Source organism: Myxococcus faecalis (assembly GCF_050039385.1).
Classification (GTDB): Bacteria; Myxococcota; Myxococcia; order Myxococcales; family Myxococcaceae; genus Myxococcus; species Myxococcus fulvus.
In genome coordinates, this window is record NZ_CP144336.1 from 976,642 (window position 1) to 996,037 (window position 19,396).

A 19,396-nucleotide genomic window follows, 5' to 3' on the forward strand; every position below is an offset into this window, starting at 1 on the left:
CCCATCTCCCCACGTACGAACGTTGTTGGCGAGCGCCTCACGGCTGTATCTCGCTCAGGTACATCTCGGCCTTGCGCTTCGTATCCGAACCCTCGGCCGCCGTCTCGATGACGACCTTGAACTTCTCCGCGGCGGAGCGAGGGTCCCGGTCGCGCTCGATATACGCGCGCATGTACAGCTCCTCCACCTTCTTGCTCAGGTCGTCCAGGCCATCCCGCGCCCGACGATCTCCCGGGTTGAGGCGCAGGGCCTCGCGGAAGTTGCTGCCCGCCGCCGCCAGGTCGCCCTTCTTCAGCGCCGCCTGCCCCGCCGCCAGCGCCGCCGACGCGAGCTGCTCGTCCAGCGTGCGCCCCAGCGAGCCGTCGAAGCCGATCTGCCGGTACAGCTCCGCCGCGCGGCGCAGGGGCTTGGACGCGGACTCCAGCGCATTGGACGCGAGCTTCTTCTGCGCGTCGTCCAGCGCGCGCTGGAACTGGGGAATCAACGTCTTGAGCTGGCGCGAGCGGTCCTTCACGTCCTTGTCCGCCTTGTACTTCTCCACCACGCGGTCGCACTCGAGCACCGCGCGCTGGTAGTCGCCGCCGTTGAAGCGCCGCTCCACGTCCGTGAAGGCCTCCGCGATGAAGCGCTTGCGCTCCTCCTTGGCCCGCTCCTCGTTGCGCTCCCGGCTGGCCCTGTCCCGCACCGCGCTGTCCCGGGCCTCCTTGGCCAGCTCCGCCTGCAGGTCCTGCAGCTTCTGCGAGTACGCGGGCCGGTTGAGCTCCGGCACCTGCTCCAGCAGCGACTGGGCCGTGGCGACGTCACGCGCCGCGAGCGCCTCCTCCATCTTCTGGATGCGCCACAGCTCGTCCTTCGTCTTGACCTCCTGCTCCAGCTTGCGCCGCACGTCGTCCGTCTTGGCGGTGCCCTGGGGCGTCTCGGACAGCTTCTGGCGGGCCCCCTCGAAGTCGTTGGCGTCGATGAGCTCGCGCACGGCCTGGAAGGACTGCTGCACGAGCAGCTCCTTCGCCGCCGCCTTGCCCAGGCCTTCGTCGTCCGCGCCCGGGCGCAGCTTCTCCGCCTCCTCCACCAGCTTCACCGCGCCAGCGAAGTCGTCCGAGCGCACCGCCTCGCGCGCCTTCTGCATCAGGAGCTTCGAGCGCTCCACGTTGGGGTCCACCGGAGGCGGGGGCGGCGGTCCCGAGGGGATGAGCATCAGCCCCAGCATGAGCAGCACCACCACGCCACCGCCCACGCCGATGAGCAGCTTCGCCTTCGAGTTCCCTCCGCCGCCGGTGACGGCGCTGCGCGGAGGCGGACGCGGCCGGGGAATCGCGATGGCGCCCTTGCCCTTCTTCACGCCGCTGGCGTCGCGGTTCTTCTCCTTCAGCTCGTCCGGCATCCGGTAGTTGGCGTTGGTCGCCTCGTTGAGCCGCGGATCATTCGGGTCCACGTCGGTGCCCCGGGACGCACCCGCCGCCTTGCGCGCCTCGTCGCGGTCCTTCGCGGCCTCCTCGCGCTCGCGCTTCTCCTCCGCCTCGCGGGCCTCCGCCTGCGCGCGCAGCTCCTTGATCTGCTCCGCCTCGTCCACGAAGCGAAGGCGCGTCTTGCCGATGGCGATCTCATCCCCGTGCTTCAGGGTGCACTCGTCCACGCGCTGATCATTCACCTGGGTGCCGGAGATGCTGCCCAGGTCTCGCATCGCCACGCCGCCCTGGCCGTAGATGAGCTCCAGGTGCCGGCGCGACACGGACTGGTCATCCAGCACGAAGTCGCAGTCCTTGCCGCGCCCCACCACCATGCGCACGCCCTGGAAGCGCTTCTTGCGCCCGCGGTCCGGCCCCGCCAGCACCAGCATCTGCACCGGCGGCCCGGCGCGCGTGGCGTCCGCGTTGTCGTCCTCCTCCTCCTGGCGACGCCGGGACTCCTCGCGCACGTCGGACACCGAGGCCACCCGCGTCTCGTCCGTGCGCGAGCGCGGCGGCTCGGCGTCCCCGTAGAGCTCCGGGTTGGCGGGGCCGTCGGGCTGGCCCTCGTCTCCGGAGGGTGGCGCGGCGAAGTCCTCGTCGGAGGACACCTCGCGCGGAGGGCGGCCCCGGGATGAGGGCTTACCTCCGGCACCAGGGCGAGGGGGGGATGGAGGACGAGCAGGCATGGGGTCGGGTCCAGGTCTCCGAAACGTCCGGCATCTTAAAGCGGCGCCACCACGGTGGGAATGCGACAAGCCCGCCCTTGGGGAAAGAAGCGGGGCCATTGTCCGTTGCTCAGGACGTTTCCCCCTCCTATGTAGGTTCCCACACCCCCAACGATTCACCGAGGGAGTCCCGCAAAATGCCCCGAGTGTCCGCGCCGGCCCGGCGTGCCTCCACCTCCCAGCTCGCCCCCCTGGCGGCCCGCCTCGTCGCGCCCGCCCCCCTGCTGCCCCAGGCGCTGCTCGAGCGGCTGCTGGTCGTGGCCATGGAGCGCGGCGGAGACTTCGCCGAGGTCTACGTGGAGCGCACCCACAGCACCAGCGTCGTGCTGGAGGAGTCGCGCATCAAGAGCGCCCAGACGGGCCTCATCCAGGGCGTGGGCGTGCGGGTCATCTCCGGGGGCAAGGTGGGCTACGCCTTCTCCGACGACTGGGACGAGCCCGCGCTGCTGCGGGCCGCCTCCACCGCGGCGATGATCGCCCAGGGAACCGGCTCCGAGCGGGCCTTCCCCGTCTCACGCATCGCCGTGCCCAGCCACTACCGCGTCCCCACCCCGCTGGCCGACGTGGAGGTGTCCCTCAAGGCCTCCCTGCTGACCCGCGCGGACAAGGCCGCCCGCGCGTTCGACTCGCGGGTGACGCAGGTCAACGGCGCCTACGTGGACCAGACGCGCCGCATCGCCGTGGCCAACACAGAGGGCCGCTACACCGAGGACACCCAGGATTTGTGCCGCATGTCCATCCAGGTCGTGGCGCAGGGCAAGAAGAACGAGCGGCGCACGGGCTCGTACGGCGGCGGAGGCCGGGTGCCCTTCACCCACTGGGCGACGTTCCCTCCCGAGGACGTGGGCCGCGAGGCCGCGAGGCAGGCGGTGGCCACGCTGGGCGCGGTGGACTGCGCGGCGGGCCCGCAGACGGTGGTGCTGGCGCCGGGCTGGAGCGGAATCCTGCTGCACGAGGCGGTGGGCCATGGCCTGGAGGCGGACTTCATCCGCAAGGGCACGTCGCTGTTCGCCGGCAAGCTGGGACAGAAGGTCGCCTCGGAGTTGGTGACGGTCATCGACGACGGCACGGTGTCCAGCGGGCGCGGCTCCATCAACATCGACGACGAGGGCACGCCCGGTGAGCGCAAGGTCCTCATCGAGAACGGCGTGCTCAAGGGCTACCTCTACGACAGCCTCAACGCGAAGCTGATGGGCCAGCGCTCCACCGGCAGCGGGCGGCGCGAGTCCTTCAAGCACCTGCCCATTCCGCGCATGACGAACACCTTCCTCGCGCCGGGCAACCACCACCCCGAGGACATCCTCAAGGAGGTGAAGCGCGGGCTGTACTGCGCCACGTTCGGCGGCGGTCAGGTGGACATCAGCAACGGCAACTTCGTGTTCGAGGTGAGCGAGGCGTATCAAATCGAGGACGGCAAGCTGGGCCGTCCGGTGAAGAACGCCATCCTCATCGGCGTGGGGCCGGAGGCGCTCAAGAACGTGTCCCGCGTGGGGTGCGACCCGCAGCCGGACCCGGGCATGGGCGTGTGCGGAAAGAACGGCCAGTCGATGCCCGTGGGCGTGGGCCTGCCCACCGTGCGCATCGACAACGTCACCGTCGGCGGAACCCAGGTCTGAAGAGAGAGCACCGACACCATGGACTACCAGAAGCTCGCGAAGCGAATCGTCCAGCGCGCCACCAAGAAGGGCGCCCGCCAGGCCGAGGCCTTCATCGAGGTCAGCCGCCAGAGCACCGTGCGCGTGCGCGAAGGGCAGATCGAGGACCTCACCCAGTCCACCGCCAAGGGCGTGGGCCTGCGCGTGGTGACGAAGGACCGGCTCGGGTTCGCCTTCACGTCGGACTTCGAGCCCTCGGGCATCGACCTGCTCGTGGACCAGGCCCTGAAGCTGGCCGAGGCCGCCGCGCCCAACAAGCTCAACGGCCTGCCCGGCGCTCGGGACCTGGGCCGCTTCGGCGACACCGGCGCGCTGTACGACGAGGCCGTGGCGAACCTGCCCGGCGACTGGAAGGTGAAGGCCGCGCTGGAGATGGAGAAGGCGGGCCGCGCGGAGGACTCGCGCGTCAGCACCTTCAACGCGGTGGGCGCCGGGGACTTCGTGTCGGAGGTCTACGTCGCGTCGTCGGAAGGCATGGCCGGAGGCTACTCGGGCACGTACGTGTTCATGTACGCCATGCCCGTGGCGGCCGCGGACGGGCAGCTCCAGAAGGGCTACTGGCTCGACTACAAGCGCTTCCTGGGTGACCTGGAGTCGCCCGAGTCCATCGGCCGCGAGGCGACGCGTCGCGCGGTGCGGATGCTGGGCGCCAGGCGCGTGAAGACGCAGCAGGTGCCGGTGCTGTTCGACCCGCTCGTCACCGCGTCCTTCATGTCCGGCGTGGCCAAGGCCGCCAGCGGCAACGCCGTGCACCAGCAGGCCAGCATGCTGGCGTCGCTCAAGGGCAAGCGCCTGGCCTCCGAGCACGTCACGCTGGTGGACAACGGCCTGCTGCCCCGAGGCCTCGCCACCGCGCCCTTCGACGGTGAAGGCGTGCCCACGCGGCGCACGCCCATCATCGACCGGGGCGTCATGTCGAGCTTCCTCTACGACGCGTTCACCGCGCGCAAGGCGAAGGCGCGGCCCACGGGCAACGCCAAGCGCGGCTACAACGCGCTGCCGAGCATCGGCACCACCAACCTCTACCTGGAGGCGGGCACGGCCTCGCCCGAGGAGCTCATCCAGGGCGTGGACCGGGGCCTCTACGTCACGTCCCTGCTCGGCCACGGCGCCAACCCCGTCACGGGCGAGCTGTCCGCGGGAGCCAACGGCCTGTGGATTGAGAACGGCGAGCTGACGCACGCGGTGCAGGAGGTCACCGTGGCGGGCAACGTGTTGAAGATGCTCCAGGACCTGGACGGCGTGGGGAACGACCTCCAGTTCCGCGGAGGCACGGTGGGCGCGCCCACTGTCCGCTTCCGACAGCTCACCCTGTCGGGAGGGTAGCCCTACCTGCCGCGTCCCCCTAGCGTGGGCGACGCCGGAGCGCTCCTCCTCCCCCACTCGCTGGGGGAGGACGTGTCAGGGTCTCCTGCTACATCACTCGTCCGCAGCGCGAGGAGGACGCACCCATGGCAGCGAAGTCCGCACGCAAGAGCGCCGCAGCGAAGAAGCCCGCCGCCGCCCCCAGGAAGCCCCGCCGCAAGAAGGCGGAACCGAAGTCGCGCGGCCTGTCTCCCCAGGACGTGGCCAGCGACTCGGTGGAGTACCCCACGGAGATTCTCGAGGCGGTGCGCACCGACGGCGGCGAGGTGCTCGGCGTCTATCGCGACCCCTTGGGCGGACATCCGGTGGTGCTCGCGGTGCTGCCCATCGACAAGGTGGAGCCCACCCCGTACCAGCGTGATTTGTCCGAGCCCCACGTGAAGCGGCTCGCCAGCGCCATGGAGCGATTGGACCGCTTCCTGGATCCCGTCATCGCCGTGCGCAAGGAGGGCCGCTACTGGACGCCCAACGGCAACCACCGCCTGCACGCGAGCAAGCTGCTGGGCGCCAAGGCCATCGTCGCGCTGCTGCTGCCCGACGAGGACGTGGCCTATCAAATCCTCGCGCTCAACACGGAGAAGGCCCACAACCTCAAGGAGCGCTCGCTCGAGGTGGTGCGCATGTACCGGGGGCTCGTGGGCGCGGGCCGCGCGGGCAAGGAGTCCGCCTTCGCGCACCTGTTCGAGGAGCCCGCCTTCATCACGCTCGGCGCCGCGTACGAGAAGCGCCCCCGCTACTCCGCGGGCGCCTACCACCCCTTCGTCAAGGCGGTGGAGGACTTCATGGACGTGCCGCTGGAGGACGCGCTGAAGGTGCGCGACGCCCGCGCGGACCGCCTGCTGGAGCTCGATGACGCCGTCGTCGCCGTCGTCGACTCCCTCAAGGCCAAGGGACTGCAGAGCCCCTACCTCAAGAACTTCGTGGTCGCGCGCATCAACTTCCTGCGCTTCAAGAAGAACGGCGGCAAGCCCGACTTCGACGACACCGTGGACCGGATGCTCGCCAGCGCGCGCAAGTTCAACGTCGACTCCGTCAAGCGCGAGGACCTCGGCCGCATGGGCGGAGGCCCCGTGGAGGCGGACGAGGAGCACGCCTGACGGGAACGGGTATTGCATAGTGCGGCCCCCACCATGACCACCTCCACCGTCCTCGTCGTCGACGACGACCGCGCCAACCTCGACTCCGTGACGCGCATCTTCCAGCGGGAGAACATGGCCACGCTCTCCGCGGCCAACGGCACGGAGGCCCTGGAGCTTTTGCGCCGCCCCGAAGTCACGGTGATGGTGACGGACCTGATGATGCCCGGCATGGACGGGCAGGAGCTCTTGCGCGCCGCGCGCACCATCCGCCCCGACGTGGAGGTGGTGCTGATGACCGCCTACGGCACGGTGGAGACGGCCGTGGCGGCGATGAAGGACGGCGCCTACGACTTCATCACCAAGCCGCTCAAGCGCCACTCGCTGGTGAAGGCGGTGCAGAAGGCGCTGGAGAAGCGCGCGCTCGTCTCGGAGAACCAGACGCTCAAGGCGAAGCTGGCGGAGATGAGCGCCCAGGGCGGGCGCAGCATGGTGGGCCAGTCCCCCGCCTTCCGCGCCATGCTGGACACCATCCGCCAGGCCGCGCCCTCCACCGCCACGGTGCTGCTGCTGGGTGAGTCGGGCACGGGCAAGGAGCTGGCGGCGCGCTCGGTGCACGAGTACTCCAGCCGGGCCAAGGGCGCGTTCGTCGCCGTCAACTGCGGCGCGCTGCCGGAGAACATCCTGGAGGCGGAGCTGTTCGGCGTGGAGCGCGGCGCCTTCACCGGCGCGGTGGCCCGGCGCGAGGGCCGCTTCGAGCGCGCCCACGGCGGCACCCTCTTCCTGGACGAAGTCGGCGAGATGCCGCTGCCCGCGCAGGTGAAGCTCCTGCGCGCGCTGGCCGAGGGCGAAATCGAGCGGCTGGGCGGCACCCAGACGGTGAAGGTGGACGTGCGGCTGGTGGCCGCCACCAACAAGGATTTGCAGAAGGAGGTGGCCGAGGGCCGCTTCCGCGAGGACCTCTACTACCGGCTCAACGTGGTGGAGATCCGCGTGCCCGCGCTCGCCTCGCGCCGCGAGGACATCCCGCTCTTGGCGGACGCGTTCCTGCGCCGCTTCGCCGCGAAGAACGGCAAGGCGCTGCGCGGCTTCTCGCCGGAGGCGCTGCAGACGCTGGAGAACTACGCCTGGCCCGGCAACGTGCGGGAGCTGGAGCACGCCGTCGAGCGCGCGGTGGTGCTGGCGCGCGGCGAGGTGCTGGAGGCCAGCGACCTGCCCGAGTCGGTGCGCAAGGGCCCGCTCGGCGCCGCCACCCAGCTGGTCATCCCCATCGGCACGCCCATGGAGGAGGTGGAGCGCCGGGTGATCCACGAGACGCTGCGCCACACCAAGGGCGACAAGACGCTGGCCGCCCGGCTGCTGGGCATCGCCGCCCGCACCATCTACCGCAAGCTGGAGCGCGAGCAGTCCTCCGGCGGCGAGCCCTCCGCCGGAAGCGACGACTGACAGGCCGTCACAAAGGCCCCCACCCTGCTTTGACAATTTGTCCCAAGCCCTGGAGCAGCCCGCTCCCCTGCCTGGGGTGCCCGCCCTTTTCGGAATAATTACGCGTGCTTGGCCGTCCCCTTGGGATGGCCCGTCTGACCCGAGGGTGGCACCTGCCTTGCTCTTCCCGGGTCCGGCTTTCTTCTCGGAAGCGTGATGGAACTCTTCTTTCGCAAATACTTCTGGACGGTGAACCTGCTGTTCATCCTCCTCGTCGCGCTGCTGGCGGCGAAGACGGTGAACCTGTTCGTCGAATCCTCCATCTCCCCCGTGCCGTCCTCGGGGGCCACCGCGCGTGCGCCGACGAACCGGCCCGCGCAGGCGGCGCTCGCGCTGCCGGACATGGAGGGCCTGTCGCGGGTGACGGGCATCAAGATTCCCGAGCCGGAAGTCGCGGTGAGGGAGCCCACGACGCCGGAGGTGGACCCCAACGCCGCCCCGGTGAAGAGCGGCCTCAGGGTGAAGCTGCTCGGCACGCTCGTCGCGAGCAACCCGGACTGGTCCTTCGCGTCGGTCCAGGACATGGTGACGCAGCGCTCGCAGACGTACATGGTGGGCAACGCCCTGCAGGGCGCCACCGTGCTCGAAATCGAGCGTGAGCGCGTCATCATCCTCAACGGGGGCCGCAAGGAGTTCATCGACGGCAACCCGGGTGACGGCGCCCAGGCCTTCACCCCGCCGACGCCTCCGGTGGCGCAGACCAACACCGCGTCCCCCAGCGGCATCCGCGCCGTCAGCGACAACGAGTACGAAGTGCCGCGCGCGGAGATCGACAAGACGCTCAACAACCTCAACGACGTGGCCATGCAGGCGCGCATCGTTCCGGCCTTCAAGGACGGTCAGGCGGTGGGGTTCAAGCTCTTCTCCATCCGCCCGGATTCCATCTACTCGAAGATCGGCGTCCAGAACGGCGACGTCATCCGCCGCATCAACGGGTTCGACCTCAACAGCCCCGAGAAGGCGCTCGAGGTCTACTCGAAGATGAAGGACTCCTCCCGCATCGAAATCGAGATCGAGCGCAACGGCGCGCCGATCCGCAAGTCCTACAACGTCCGTTAAACCCCACGTCGCGCCCGCTCCTCCATGAAGACGCTCCCGTCCTGGATGCTCTGCCTGTGCCTCGCGCTCGCCGTCCCCGCGCAGGCCCAGCGCCGCCCCACCCCGCCCGGCACCTCCGCGCCTTCCGCGCCCGGTGAGCGGACCATCACGCCCCAGTCCCCCGGCGCCGCCGAGGAGGCCAATCAAGGGCCCCGCCGTACGCCCACGTGCGAGGAGGCCCGGCGCAACGCGCGCTACGGCATCTACTTCGACAAGGTGGAGATCGAGAAGCTGGTGCAGACGGTGGCGGACGCCACCTGCCGCACGTTCATCCTCCCGGAGAACGTGCGCGGGAAGATCTCCATCATCGGCCCGGAGAACGGCCGCGTGGAGGTGGACGCGGACGCGTTCTACTCCGCGTTCCTCGCCTCGCTCGACGCCAACGGCCTGGCCGTCTACCAGTACGGCCGCTTCATGAAGATCGTCGACAAGCGCTCGGCGAAGCAGAACCCCATCCCCACCATCGTCGAGGACGGCCAGCCGTACACCACCAACGAGCAGATGGTGACCAAGCTGTTCCGCATCCGCAACGTGGAGGTGGAGCCGCTGCGCGGCGTGCTGCAGCAGCTGGTGTCCAAGGACGGCGACACCATCCCGTACCCGCCCGACACCATCATCGTCAACGACGTGGGCTCCAACATCCACCGCCTGGAGCGGCTCATCAACCAGCTGGACTCGCGCGCCGCCAGCGACGAGCTGCGCGTCATCCAGGTGCAGTACGCGAGCGCCCAGGACGTGGCCGGCACGGTGCAGAAGCTGTTCGAGAGCAAGGGCGCGCGCCCCGGCGCCACCCGCCCCGGCAACTTCACCCAGGGCGTGCCGCCCGCGGGTCAGCCCGGCGGTGAGATTGTCGCCCAGCCCTCCCAGGGCGGCGAGTCCGCCGGTGGCCCGGTGACGCTGTCGCAGATCATCCCGGACGAGCGCACCAACAAGCTCATCATCGTGGCGAGCCCCGCCGCGTTCGAGCGCATCCAGGAGATCGTCACCCAGCTCGACATCCCGTCCGGCACGGGCGGCCGCATCAACGTCTACTACCTGGAGAACGCCAACGCGGAGGAGCTGGCGAGCACGCTGCAGTCGCTGGCGCAGGGCACGGCCAACCGTCCCCGCACGCCGGGCGCCCCCAACCTCCCCCCGGGCATGCCGCGCGGCAACGCACCCACGCAGGCCGCGGAGCTTTTCAGCGGCGAGGTGAAGATCTCCGCCGACAAGGGCACCAACTCGCTCGTCATCGTCGCCAGCCAGTCGGACTACAAGAACATCGTCCAGGTCATCCAGCAGCTCGACACGCCCCGTCGCCAGGTGTTCGTCGAGGCCGTCATCATGGAGGTGAACCTGGACCGCAATGCCGAGTACGGCGTCAACCTGCACAGCGGCTTCTCGCTGCAGACGGATGACGGCGCGGTGCCCGGCCTCATCGGCACCAACAACACCGGCTCGGGCCTGCCCCCGTCGCTGAGCCTGGCGAACCTGGCGTCCTTCGGCGGCTTCCTCGCGGGCCTGCAGGGCCCCGTCATCCCCGCGCTGGAGAAGCTGGGCCTGGACATCCCCGCCTTCGGCGTGGTGCTGCACGCGATGCAGCAGAGCTCCGACGTGAACGTGCTGTCCACGCCGCACATCCTCACCAGCGACAACGAGGAGGCGGAGATCACCGTGGGCCAGAACGTGCCCTTCCAGTCCGGCTTCTCGCCCTCGTCGCTGGGCACGGGCGTGGGCACCGGCACCGCCGGCGGCGCGGGCGGCCTGAACACGTCGCTGCTCGGCGCGCTGGGCGGCCTGGGCTCGCTGTACGCGCCCATCCAGCGTCAGAACGTGGAGCTGAAGCTGACGGTGAAGCCGCAGATCAACGAGAGCGACTACATCCGCATGGTCATCACCGAGCAGACGGAGGAGATCGCCTCCAACGACGCGGTGCTCGGCCCGACCACCAGCAAGCGCAGCGCGAAGACGACCGTCATCGCCAAGGACCAGGAGACGGTGGTGCTGGGCGGCATCATGCAGGACCGCACCATCGAGTCCGTCACCAAGGTCCCGGTGCTGGGCGACATCCCCATCATCGGCAACTTCTTCCGCGAGACGACGCGCAAGAAGACGAAGACGAACCTGCTCCTGTTCCTGACGCCCTACATCATCCGGGGCCCCGAGGACTTCCGCGTCATCTTCGAGCGCAAGATGAAGGAGCGTCAGCAGTTCGTGGAGCAGTTCTACGGCCAGGTGCCCGGCTACGACGTGGCGGTGGACTTCAGCCGCAAGCCCGGCCCGCTGTCCAAGATGAACCAGGCCGTCTTGCGCGAGCGCCAGCGCGCGGAGAATGGCGGCCCGGGCGTGTCGGGTGAGCGCGTCATCTCGCCGAACTCGTCGGCGCCGTCCCGCTCCAACACCCCGCCGGCCGGCCGCTCGAACAGCGTGCCGCCCGCGCGGGGCCCGGCCCCCGTGTCGCCCGAGCCCGAGGTGCGGGAAGCGCCGCTGCCTCCCGCCGGTTCCGAAGAGTCAGCCCCCGCGACTCCGGCGCCGCAGACGCCCGAAGCGCCGGCTCCGGAGTCCACCGGAGACGCGTCGCCCGAGCGCCTGCGCATCCAGCCCGAGACCGGGGAATAGAGCCCATGAACGTGACCGCAGACCCCACTCTCGCCACCGCCGCGTCCGGCGCGGCCCCTGCCCGGAACGACTCCACCCAGGTCGTCTCCCACGGCCAGGCCTTCCTGTGCGGCAGGCCTCTGGGGGAGATCCTCCGCGCGCTCGTCCCCTCGCTCACCGAGGAGAAGCTGCGCGAGGCGCTCGCCCTCCAGGAGGAGAAGGGCGGACGCATCGGTGAGGTCCTGGTGGGGCTCAAGGCGGTCAGCGCCGAGGACGTCGCCAAGGCGCTGGGACACCAGCTGGACCTGCCCTACCTGGCGCGCATCTTCACCGAAGAGGTGGACGCGGAGCTGGTCAAGCGCATCCCCATCAACTTCGCCAAGCAGGCGCACATCCTCCCGCTGTCGCTGGAGAACGACAGCGTGGTCCTGGCGGTGGCGGACCCGCTGGACACGTCCGCGCTGGACCACGCGCGGCTGCTGCTGGGCCAGAGCATCAGCCCCCGGCTGGCGCTCGACACCACCATCACCGACGCCATCAACAGCGTCTATGACCGATCCATCAACGAGGCCGAGCAGCTGGTCGACGAGATGGAGACGCAGGACCTGGACGCCATCGCCCACGAGCTGGACGAGCCGCAGGACCTGCTGGACACGGACGACGAGGCCCCGGTCATCCGGCTGGTGAACTCGGTGCTCTTCCGCGCCGCCAAGGAGCGCGCGAGCGACATCCACATCGAGCCCATGGAGCGCGAGCTGCTCGTGCGCTTCCGCGTGGACGGCGTGCTGCAGGAGGTCATCAAGCCGCCCAAGCGCTACCAGAACGCCATCGTCAGCCGCGTGAAGGTGATGGGGCAGCTCAACATCGCCGAGAAGCGCCTGCCGCAGGACGGCCGCATCCGCATCAAGCTGGCCGGCCGCGACATCGACATCCGTCTGTCCACCATCCCCACCACCAACGGGGAGCGCATCGTCATGCGTCTGCTGGACAAGACGGCGACGCTGCTGGACCTGGCGGAGATCGGCATGAGCCAGGTGACGCTCCACGCCATGGAAGCCGTCATCAAGCGCTCGCACGGCATCATCCTCGTCACCGGCCCCACGGGCTCCGGCAAGACGACGACGCTCTACGGCGCGCTGTCGAAGATCAACACCCCGGACCTCAACATCCTCACCGTCGAGGACCCGGTGGAGTACCAGCTCAAGGGGATTGGCCAGATGGCCATCAACCCCAAGATCGGCCTCACCTTCGCCCAAGGCCTGCGCTCCTTCCTGCGCCAGGACCCGGACGTCATCATGGTCGGTGAGATCCGCGACAAGGAGACGGCGGAGATCGCCATCCAGGCCTCGCTCACGGGCCATCTGGTGCTCTCCACGGTCCACACCAATGACGCGGCCGGCGCCGTCACCCGTCTGGTGGACATGGGCGTGGAGCCGTTCCTCGTGGCGTCGTCGCTCACGGGCATCCTCGCCCAGCGCCTGGTGCGCCGCGTGTGCCCGGACTGCCGCGCGCCCTACCAGCCCACGGACGCGGAGCTGAAGGAGATCGGCCACTCGCGCGCCTCCTTCAAGGAGCGCTACGGCACCGAGCGCATCTACAAGGCCGTCGGCTGCCCCACCTGCAACCGCAACGGCTACCGAGGCCGCACGGGCATCTACGAGTTCCTGCCCGTGGACGACGACGTGCGCCAGCTCGTACTGAAGAACGTGGACGCCTCCACCATCAAGAAGTCCGCCACCTCCAAGGGGATGATCACCCTGCTCGAGGACGGCGCGCGCAAGATTGCGCTGGGGGAGACGACCATCGCCGAGGTGCTGAGCATCACCCAGGAGGACATGTAACCGACAGCTCCTCCCTGGGAGGGGCCGGGGTCATCGAGCCATGCCGGTCTTCGAGTACAGAGGTCTCAACTCCGCGGGCAAGCAGATCAAGGGCCTGCTGGAAGCCGACTCGCCCAAGACGCTGCGCTCCAAGCTGCGCGCCGACGGCATCTTCCTCACGGACGTGCTCGCCCAGGCGGAGGGCAGCCGGGGCGCGGTGTCCAAGGGCGCCAACGCCGCGCAGGTGGCGCGCGACATCGACCTGCGCAAGCTGGGCCGGGGCCGCGTCAACACCGACGACGTGGCCATCTTCACCCGGCAGCTGTCCACGCTGCTGGGCGCCGGCGTCACGCTGGTCGAGTCGCTCACCGCCCTGGTGGACCAGGTGGAGAAGGAGCGCTTCAAGCGCGCCCTCTCCGACATCAAGCAGCGCGTCAACGAGGGCTCGTCCCTGGCGGACGCGCTGGGACAGCACCCCAAGATCTTCCCCAGCATCTACGTGAACATGGTGCGCGCGGGCGAGGCGTCCGGCGCCCTGGACGCGGTGCTCACGCGCCTGGCCGACTTCACGGAGAACCAGGCCCGGCTGCAGCAGAAGATCCTGAGCACCATGCTCTACCCCGCCATCATGATGGTGGTGGGCGGCGGCATCCTGGTGGCGCTGATGGTGTTCGTCGTCCCGAAGGTGACGAAGATCTTCGAGACGATGAAGGCCACGCTGCCGTTGAGCACGCGGATGCTCATCGCCACGAGCAACTTCTTCCAGGACTGGTGGTTCATCGCCGTCCCGGTGATGGTGCTGTGCGGCTGGCTGTTCATGCGCTGGACGGTGAGCCCCAAGGGCAAGCCCAAGTGGGACCGCTTCACGCTCAAGGCGCCCGTCGTGGGCAACCTGGTGCGGCTGCTCTCCATCTCCCGCTTCGCCCGCACGCTGTCCACGCTGCTCAAGAGCGGCGTCCCGCTCCTGGCGGCCATGGACATCGTCAAGGCGGTGATGACGAACACCGTGCTGGCGGAGGTGGTGGAGAAGGCCCGCGACTCCATCCGCGAGGGCGAGAGCATCGCCAACCCGCTCAAGCGCTCCGGGGAGTTCCCGCCGCTCGTCTACCACATGGTCGCCATCGGCGAGCGCTCCGGTCAGCTCGAGGAGATGCTCACCAACGTGGCGGACAACTACGAGACGCAGGTGAACGTGCGCATCGGCGCCCTCACCTCGCTGCTCGAGCCCCTGCTCATCGTGGTGATGGGCGCGGTGATTGCATTCGTCGCGCTCTCCATCCTGATGCCGATCCTCCAGGTGAACTCGGCCATCCGGTGAGGTGCGACGCCCATGACGAATGAGACGTTAGACCGTTGGATTCAGCGTGTGACGCTGGCGGCGATGATCGCCGTCGCCGCGGCGCTGGTGACGGTGGGGGCCCGGCTGTACGGCCCCCGGGCCGCCGTGCCCCCTCCCGGAGTGGTGGACGTCCCCCGGGTCCCCTGACAGGAAGTCCAGAACACGAAGCGGTGGCTTGCCAGAAAGTCACCCCGAGGTGAGAGACATGAACAAGACGAACCAGAACACCCAGCAGCAGCGCCGCCGCCGCAACCGCCGGGGCATGACGCTCATCGAAATCATGGTGGTCATCACCATCCTCGGCCTCATCGCCGCCGCCGTCGGCGTGGCGGTGATTCCCCAGCTCGAGGCGGCCCGAAGGGACCGGGCGGCCCTGGACATCAAGAACATCCAGGGTGCGCTGAAGCTCTACTACACGAAGAAGGGCAAGTACCCGGACACGTCGGCGGGCCTCAACGCGCTGGTGGAGACGCAGTCGCTGGAGTCGATGCCGAAGGACCCGTGGAACAACGACTACGTGTACCTCAACGAGGGCGGCAAGCCCGTCATCATCTCCTACGGCGCGGACGGCACGGCCGGCGGTGAGGGCAACGACGCGGACATCTCGTCCGCGGACGGGGCCGCCACCAAGTGAAGAACCGGCGCGCCTCGTGTGTTGACAGGACTTGGGTATGAACGAGCAGAACGCAGTGACATCCCCGACGTCCTCACCCGCGGGGGGCGCCCGTCCGAACCGGTCGGGCCAGCTCATCCTGGGCGGCATCTTCCTGGTGGCCACGGTGCTGGCGTTCGCCCTCGTCTACGCGACGGAGGACCGCACGCTGGCGCCCGAGCAGCGGCGCGCCCGGACGGAGATCCGCAAGCTGGAGGGCATGTTCAAGGCGCACCACCGGCTGATGGGCCACTTCCCCTCCAAGGAGGAGGGCTTCACCCCGCTCATCGAGGCGAAGCTCATCGAGGGCGTGCCCAGTGATCCATGGGGCCACCCGTACGTCTACTGGATGGACGGCAGGAGCGGCGCCGTCATCTCGCTTGGCGCGGACGGCAAGCAGGGCGGCGCGGGGCTGGACGCGGACCTGAGCAGCGGAGGCGTGCTGGCGGACTGGGGGCAGCCATGACGCGGAGCACGGCGACACGGCGGCGCCAGGAGCGCGGCCTGACGCTCATCGAGATCTCCATCGCCATCATCATCGTCGCGATGCTGTTCTCCGCGGCGGTGATGGGCATCGGCTCGCTCACCGGCGCCAAGGCCAAGGGCGCGGCCGGCGAGCTGGCCGGCACCATCCGCTCGCTCTACGACTCGGCGGCGCTGCGCGGCAAGACGTGCCGGCTGGTGTTCGAGATTCCGGAGGCCAAGGAGGAGAAGGCCACGCGCTACCACGCCGAGTGCGCGGAGAGCGGCGTGACGACGGCGAGGGACCGCGACACCGCCCTGCGCGACGAGAACTCCGAGAGGGATCGGGCCCGGCGCTCCAACCGGAGCGGCTCCGGCAACGGGCAGGAGCGGCGCAGCTACGTGGCCTCGGCCGGGGAGACGGTCAGCGCGCAGGACCTGATGGAGGCGGAGAAGCAGCGCGTGGAGAGCCAGTCGCGCTTCTCGTCCTTCACGTCGGAGGAGATTCCTCCGCGCGAGCTGCCCTCGGACGTGCGCGTATCGGTGTGGACGCGCCAGCAGCGAGAGGCCGTGGACAGCGGCGTCGCGTATCTCTACTTCTTCCCGCAGGGCTACACGGAGAAGGCCTACGTCTACCTGAGCCAGGGCGACAACATCTGGACGCTGGACGTGTCCCCGCTCACCGGCAAGGTGAACATCGTGGGCGAGGCGCTGGAGGTGCCGCGATGAGACAGGCCCGGGGCTTCACGCTGCTGGAGGTCGTGGTGGCGCTGGCCATCCTCGGCCTCGCGCTGATGGCCATCTTCGACCTCAACGCGGGCGCGGTGGCCAACCACGTCTACACCAAGCGCCTCACGGTGGCCTCGCTGTTGGCGCGCTCGAAGATGACGGACGTGGAGCAGCAGCTCTACGACGACGGCTTCACGCCCGACGACGACGAGGAGTCCGGCGACTTCTCCGACGAGGGCTGGCCCCAGTTCAAGTGGAAGGCGCGCATCATCGCGCCCAAGCTGGACGGTGTGTCACCCGACCAGCTCATCGGCGCGCTCTTCAACCTGCCCATCGGCGGGGACTCGAGCGACCCGATGAGCGGCATCGCCAGCCTCTTCGGCGGCGGTGGCGGCGGCGACAAGGATGGCAAGGGCGGCTCCAGCGGACCGCAGCCCGCGGGCGGCGGCCTGGGCGGCGCGGCCATGGGCATGGCGCAGCCCATGTTCACGCAGATGGTGCAGCAGCTCACCCAGACGGTGCGCGAGGTGCACCTCACGGTGTACTGGCAGGAGGGCACCCAGCTGGAGAGCATCGACCTGGTGACGCACGTGGTGTCGCTCGGGCCGGGCTCGGACAGGAACGGCGGCTTCACGCCCAACGCCGGTGGCCAGACGCCGGGCGCGGACAACCAGTGGGTGGACCCCGACAGCCCCGGGATGATCGTCCAGAACCCCATCCCCGGCCCCAACGGCGTCATGCTGCATCCGCAGACGCGCAAGCCGCTGATGCGCCGCTCGGAGTGGCTCAACCGCGCCAACGGCGGCCAGCAGGGCGGCCGTGGCGCGGGAGGCATCCTCCCGCCCGGCATGGGCGGCGGGCGTCCGCAGATTCCGAACCTGGGCGGCGGCCTGATGAGGAACGACCGATGACCCGGCGCGCGCGCGGCTTCACGCTGATGGAGGTCATGGTGGCGGTGGCCATCACCGCCCTGATGGGCACGGTGGTGGCCATGGCCTTCCAGACGGGCCTGACGGCGAAGGAGACGGTGGAGGCGGACGCGGACCGCTACCGGCAGCTGCGGGTGGCGATGAACCGCATGTCGCGGGAGATCGGCTCCGCGTACGTCAGTGACCGGTTCGACCTGAAGCGCTTCCGGGACCAGCAGGACCGGCCCAGCAACTTCGTCGGGGAGAGCGACCGGCTCCTGTTCACCACGTTCGCGCACCAGCGGCTGTACACGGACGTGAAGGAGTCCGACCAGGCGGTGGTGGAGTACTTCGTGGACGCGTCCGAGGACAAGACGGCGCGCGGGCGGCAGGACCTCAAGCGCCGGGTCAACCCGAACGTGGACGACCGCATGGACCGGGGCGGCACGACGGACGTGCTGCTGGAGGGCGTGAAGAAGCTGGAGTTCGAGTACTGGAACTCCGAGAAGAAGGAGTGGGATGACGAGTGGGACACCCGGCGCCCCGAGCAGAAGAGCATCCTGCCCACGCGCGTGCGGGTGACGGTGACGGCGGTGGACGAGACGGGCAAGGAAGCGCGCTACAGCACCCAGACGCGCATCATGTTGAACACGGAGCTGCCGAGGTACTGATGCCCCTGCCCTTCCCCAAGCAGACGTCCCGGCGACGTCCCAGGCCCGCCCCGCGCTCGGCGGCCGCGAACGAGCGGCGCTCGCGCGGCGTGGCGCTCATCATCGCGGTGGTGTCCATCGCGCTGCTCACCATCATCGCCACCGAGTTCGCCTACAACAGCCGCGTGGACCTGCAGCTCGCCGCCAACCAGCGCGACGAGGTCCGCGCGTACTACATGGCGCGCTCGGGCGTGGCGCTGTCGCGGCTGCTTCTGCGCTTCCAGAAGCAGGTGGACGCGACGCCCATCCCCAACCCCGCGTCGCTGCTCAGCGGCTTTCTGGGCGGCAACGTGGGCGCGCAGGGCAACACGCCCCAGCCCTCCAGCCTGAACCTCCAGCTGTGGCGGATGGCGCGCGTGGACTGCCACATGCTCAAGGGCCTGGTGAAGAGCGAGGGCCTGGAGAACGGCAAGGAGGACGCGCCGCCCCTGGACCCGGTGGACGAGGACGACGGGAACTTCCGCATGGACGGCGAGGAGGACCCGGCGTCGAAGGAGATGTCGGCGCAGATGACGCGCCGCTCGTTCGGCGGCTTCGAGGGCTGCTTCCTGTCCACCATCTCCGACGAGGAGGAGAAGCTCAACGTCCACCGGCTGATGGCGGGCGCCGGCGACGCGCTGCCCACCGCGCTGCGCATGCTGGACATGCTCGAGGACAAGCGCTTCGAGTTCCTGTGGGAGCGCGACGACGCGAACAAGGTCCGCAGCAATCCGCAGGACGTGATGCTGGCCATCAAGGACTACGCGGACGACGATGAGACGGGCTCGGCCATCAACCGCAATGACCCGGTCAACCCCATGCCGTCCGGCTTCTCCGACGAGGGCTCGCCCTACAGCCGGTACGAGCCGAGCTACGAGCCGAAGAACGCGCGGTTCGACAGCGTCGACGAGCTGTACCGGGTGCACGGGGTGAATGACCAGTTCATGTCGGCCTTCCGTGACAGGCTCACGGTGTATCCGGACATCAACTCACGGCCCAACATCAACACGGATGACCCGGTGATGATGGGGCTGGCCATCATGTCGGTGGCGGACCCGGCCCGGCCGGACCCGCGCTTGAGGGACCCGGTGTTCCTCAACGAGCTCATCACCCGCATCCGCTCGGCGCGCATGTTCAGCTTCTTCGGCATGGCGGTGCAGGACTTCGTGGCGGTGGTGGAGAGCGCCGGCATCGTGGTGAATCCGGCCGTGAAGTCCAACGTGGCGGGCAACCGCCTCATCGGCGACAAGAGTCAGACGTTCACCATCAAATCCGTGGGAGAGGCGGGCAGCGTGCAGAAGACGCTGACCGCGGTGGTCCGGCTGGACGACACGCTGGGCAAGCTCCTGTACTGGAGAGAGGAATAGC

At 69.3% G+C, this 19,396-nt stretch carries 15 protein-coding genes; 14 read left to right on the plus strand and 1 reads right to left on the minus strand.

Annotated elements, in window-relative coordinates; translation table 11 throughout:
- Positions 1-37 precede the first annotated feature (37 nt).
- Positions 38-2,056 carry an FHA domain-containing protein gene (locus VZQ01_RS03765; protein ID WP_223746650.1) on the minus strand — a complete coding sequence of 673 codons (2,019 nt, stop codon included), beginning with the start codon at positions 2,054-2,056 and terminating at the stop codon, positions 38-40.
- A 254-nt stretch (positions 2,057-2,310) separates the two neighbouring features.
- Here VZQ01_RS03765 and VZQ01_RS03770 point away from each other — a divergent pair, with 254 nt between their 5' ends.
- From VZQ01_RS03770 to VZQ01_RS03835, 14 genes are all read left to right on the plus strand, one after another.
- The gene (locus VZQ01_RS03770; protein ID WP_426746923.1) at positions 2,311-3,789 is read left to right on the plus strand and encodes a TldD/PmbA family protein; all 1,479 of its coding nucleotides are present in this window, start codon (positions 2,311-2,313) and stop codon (positions 3,787-3,789) included.
- An 18-nt stretch (positions 3,790-3,807) separates the two neighbouring features.
- Entirely contained in the window at positions 3,808-5,154 is a 1,347-nt protein-coding gene (locus VZQ01_RS03775) for a TldD/PmbA family protein (RefSeq protein ID WP_426746924.1), read from the plus strand.
- A gap of 125 nt (positions 5,155-5,279) precedes the next feature.
- Positions 5,280-6,290, plus strand: coding sequence for a ParB/RepB/Spo0J family partition protein (locus VZQ01_RS03780; RefSeq protein ID WP_426746925.1), 1,011 nt, complete (start codon positions 5,280-5,282; stop codon positions 6,288-6,290).
- 33 nt (positions 6,291-6,323) lie between these two features.
- Positions 6,324-7,715: a sigma-54-dependent transcriptional regulator gene (locus VZQ01_RS03785; RefSeq protein WP_141323066.1), complete on the plus strand. Its 1,392-nt coding sequence runs from the start codon at positions 6,324-6,326 to the stop codon at positions 7,713-7,715.
- A 195-nt stretch (positions 7,716-7,910) separates the two neighbouring features.
- Positions 7,911-8,813: a type II secretion system protein GspC gene (gene gspC, locus VZQ01_RS03790; protein ID WP_046712766.1), complete on the plus strand. Its 903-nt coding sequence runs from the start codon at positions 7,911-7,913 to the stop codon at positions 8,811-8,813.
- Positions 8,814-8,837: 24 nt separating this feature from the next.
- A complete protein-coding gene (gspD, locus tag VZQ01_RS03795; protein ID WP_223746646.1) occupies positions 8,838-11,450 on the plus strand; it encodes a type II secretion system secretin GspD in 2,613 nt (870 codons plus the stop codon).
- Positions 11,451-11,455: 5 nt separating this feature from the next.
- Positions 11,456-13,270, plus strand: coding sequence for a type II secretion system ATPase GspE (gene gspE / locus VZQ01_RS03800; RefSeq protein WP_223746645.1), 1,815 nt, complete (start codon positions 11,456-11,458; stop codon positions 13,268-13,270).
- A 40-nt stretch (positions 13,271-13,310) separates the two neighbouring features.
- Complete coding sequence (gene gspF, locus VZQ01_RS03805) at positions 13,311-14,567, plus strand: type II secretion system inner membrane protein GspF (protein WP_223746644.1); 1,257 nt, start codon at positions 13,311-13,313, stop codon at positions 14,565-14,567.
- A 226-nt stretch (positions 14,568-14,793) separates the two neighbouring features.
- The gene (gspG, locus tag VZQ01_RS03810; RefSeq protein WP_223746643.1) at positions 14,794-15,222 is read left to right on the plus strand and encodes a type II secretion system major pseudopilin GspG; all 429 of its coding nucleotides are present in this window, start codon (positions 14,794-14,796) and stop codon (positions 15,220-15,222) included.
- A gap of 37 nt (positions 15,223-15,259) precedes the next feature.
- On the plus strand, positions 15,260-15,706 hold the full coding sequence (locus VZQ01_RS03815; protein ID WP_223783084.1) for a type II secretion system protein GspG: 447 nt from the start codon (positions 15,260-15,262) through the stop codon (positions 15,704-15,706).
- Complete coding sequence (locus VZQ01_RS03820) at positions 15,703-16,431, plus strand: prepilin-type N-terminal cleavage/methylation domain-containing protein (protein WP_223783085.1); 729 nt, start codon at positions 15,703-15,705, stop codon at positions 16,429-16,431. Before VZQ01_RS03815 ends, VZQ01_RS03820 begins: the two co-directional genes overlap by 4 nt.
- Positions 16,428-17,342, plus strand: coding sequence for a type IV pilus modification PilV family protein (locus VZQ01_RS03825; RefSeq protein ID WP_223746640.1), 915 nt, complete (start codon positions 16,428-16,430; stop codon positions 17,340-17,342). The genes VZQ01_RS03820 and VZQ01_RS03825 overlap by 4 nt, the downstream gene beginning before the upstream one ends.
- The gene (locus tag VZQ01_RS03830; RefSeq protein ID WP_223746639.1) at positions 17,339-18,010 is read left to right on the plus strand and encodes a type II secretion system protein GspJ; all 672 of its coding nucleotides are present in this window, start codon (positions 17,339-17,341) and stop codon (positions 18,008-18,010) included. The genes VZQ01_RS03825 and VZQ01_RS03830 overlap by 4 nt, the downstream gene beginning before the upstream one ends.
- A complete protein-coding gene (locus VZQ01_RS03835; RefSeq protein ID WP_223746638.1) occupies positions 18,010-19,395 on the plus strand; it encodes a type II secretion system minor pseudopilin in 1,386 nt (461 codons plus the stop codon). The genes VZQ01_RS03830 and VZQ01_RS03835 overlap by 1 nt, the downstream gene beginning before the upstream one ends.
- Position 19,396: the final 1 nt, after the last annotated feature.

Coding starts and splice junctions, on each gene's coding strand:
- VZQ01_RS03770 (WP_426746923.1), top strand. CDS start 2,311: ATGCCCCGAGTGTCCGCGCCGGCCCGGCGTGCCTCCACCTCCCAGCTC.
- VZQ01_RS03835 (WP_223746638.1), top strand. CDS start 18,010: ATGCCCCTGCCCTTCCCCAAGCAGACGTCCCGGCGACGTCCCAGGCCC.
- gspD (WP_223746646.1), top strand. CDS start 8,838: ATGAAGACGCTCCCGTCCTGGATGCTCTGCCTGTGCCTCGCGCTCGCC.
- gspE (WP_223746645.1), top strand. CDS start 11,456: ATGAACGTGACCGCAGACCCCACTCTCGCCACCGCCGCGTCCGGCGCG.
- VZQ01_RS03825 (WP_223746640.1), top strand. CDS start 16,428: ATGAGACAGGCCCGGGGCTTCACGCTGCTGGAGGTCGTGGTGGCGCTG.
- VZQ01_RS03780 (WP_426746925.1), top strand. CDS start 5,280: ATGGCAGCGAAGTCCGCACGCAAGAGCGCCGCAGCGAAGAAGCCCGCC.
- VZQ01_RS03830 (WP_223746639.1), top strand. CDS start 17,339: ATGACCCGGCGCGCGCGCGGCTTCACGCTGATGGAGGTCATGGTGGCG.
- gspG (WP_223746643.1), top strand. CDS start 14,794: ATGAACAAGACGAACCAGAACACCCAGCAGCAGCGCCGCCGCCGCAAC.
- VZQ01_RS03820 (WP_223783085.1), top strand. CDS start 15,703: ATGACGCGGAGCACGGCGACACGGCGGCGCCAGGAGCGCGGCCTGACG.
- VZQ01_RS03815 (WP_223783084.1), top strand. CDS start 15,260: ATGAACGAGCAGAACGCAGTGACATCCCCGACGTCCTCACCCGCGGGG.
- gspF (WP_223746644.1), top strand. CDS start 13,311: ATGCCGGTCTTCGAGTACAGAGGTCTCAACTCCGCGGGCAAGCAGATC.
- gspC (WP_046712766.1), top strand. CDS start 7,911: ATGGAACTCTTCTTTCGCAAATACTTCTGGACGGTGAACCTGCTGTTC.
- VZQ01_RS03775 (WP_426746924.1), top strand. CDS start 3,808: ATGGACTACCAGAAGCTCGCGAAGCGAATCGTCCAGCGCGCCACCAAG.
- VZQ01_RS03785 (WP_141323066.1), top strand. CDS start 6,324: ATGACCACCTCCACCGTCCTCGTCGTCGACGACGACCGCGCCAACCTC.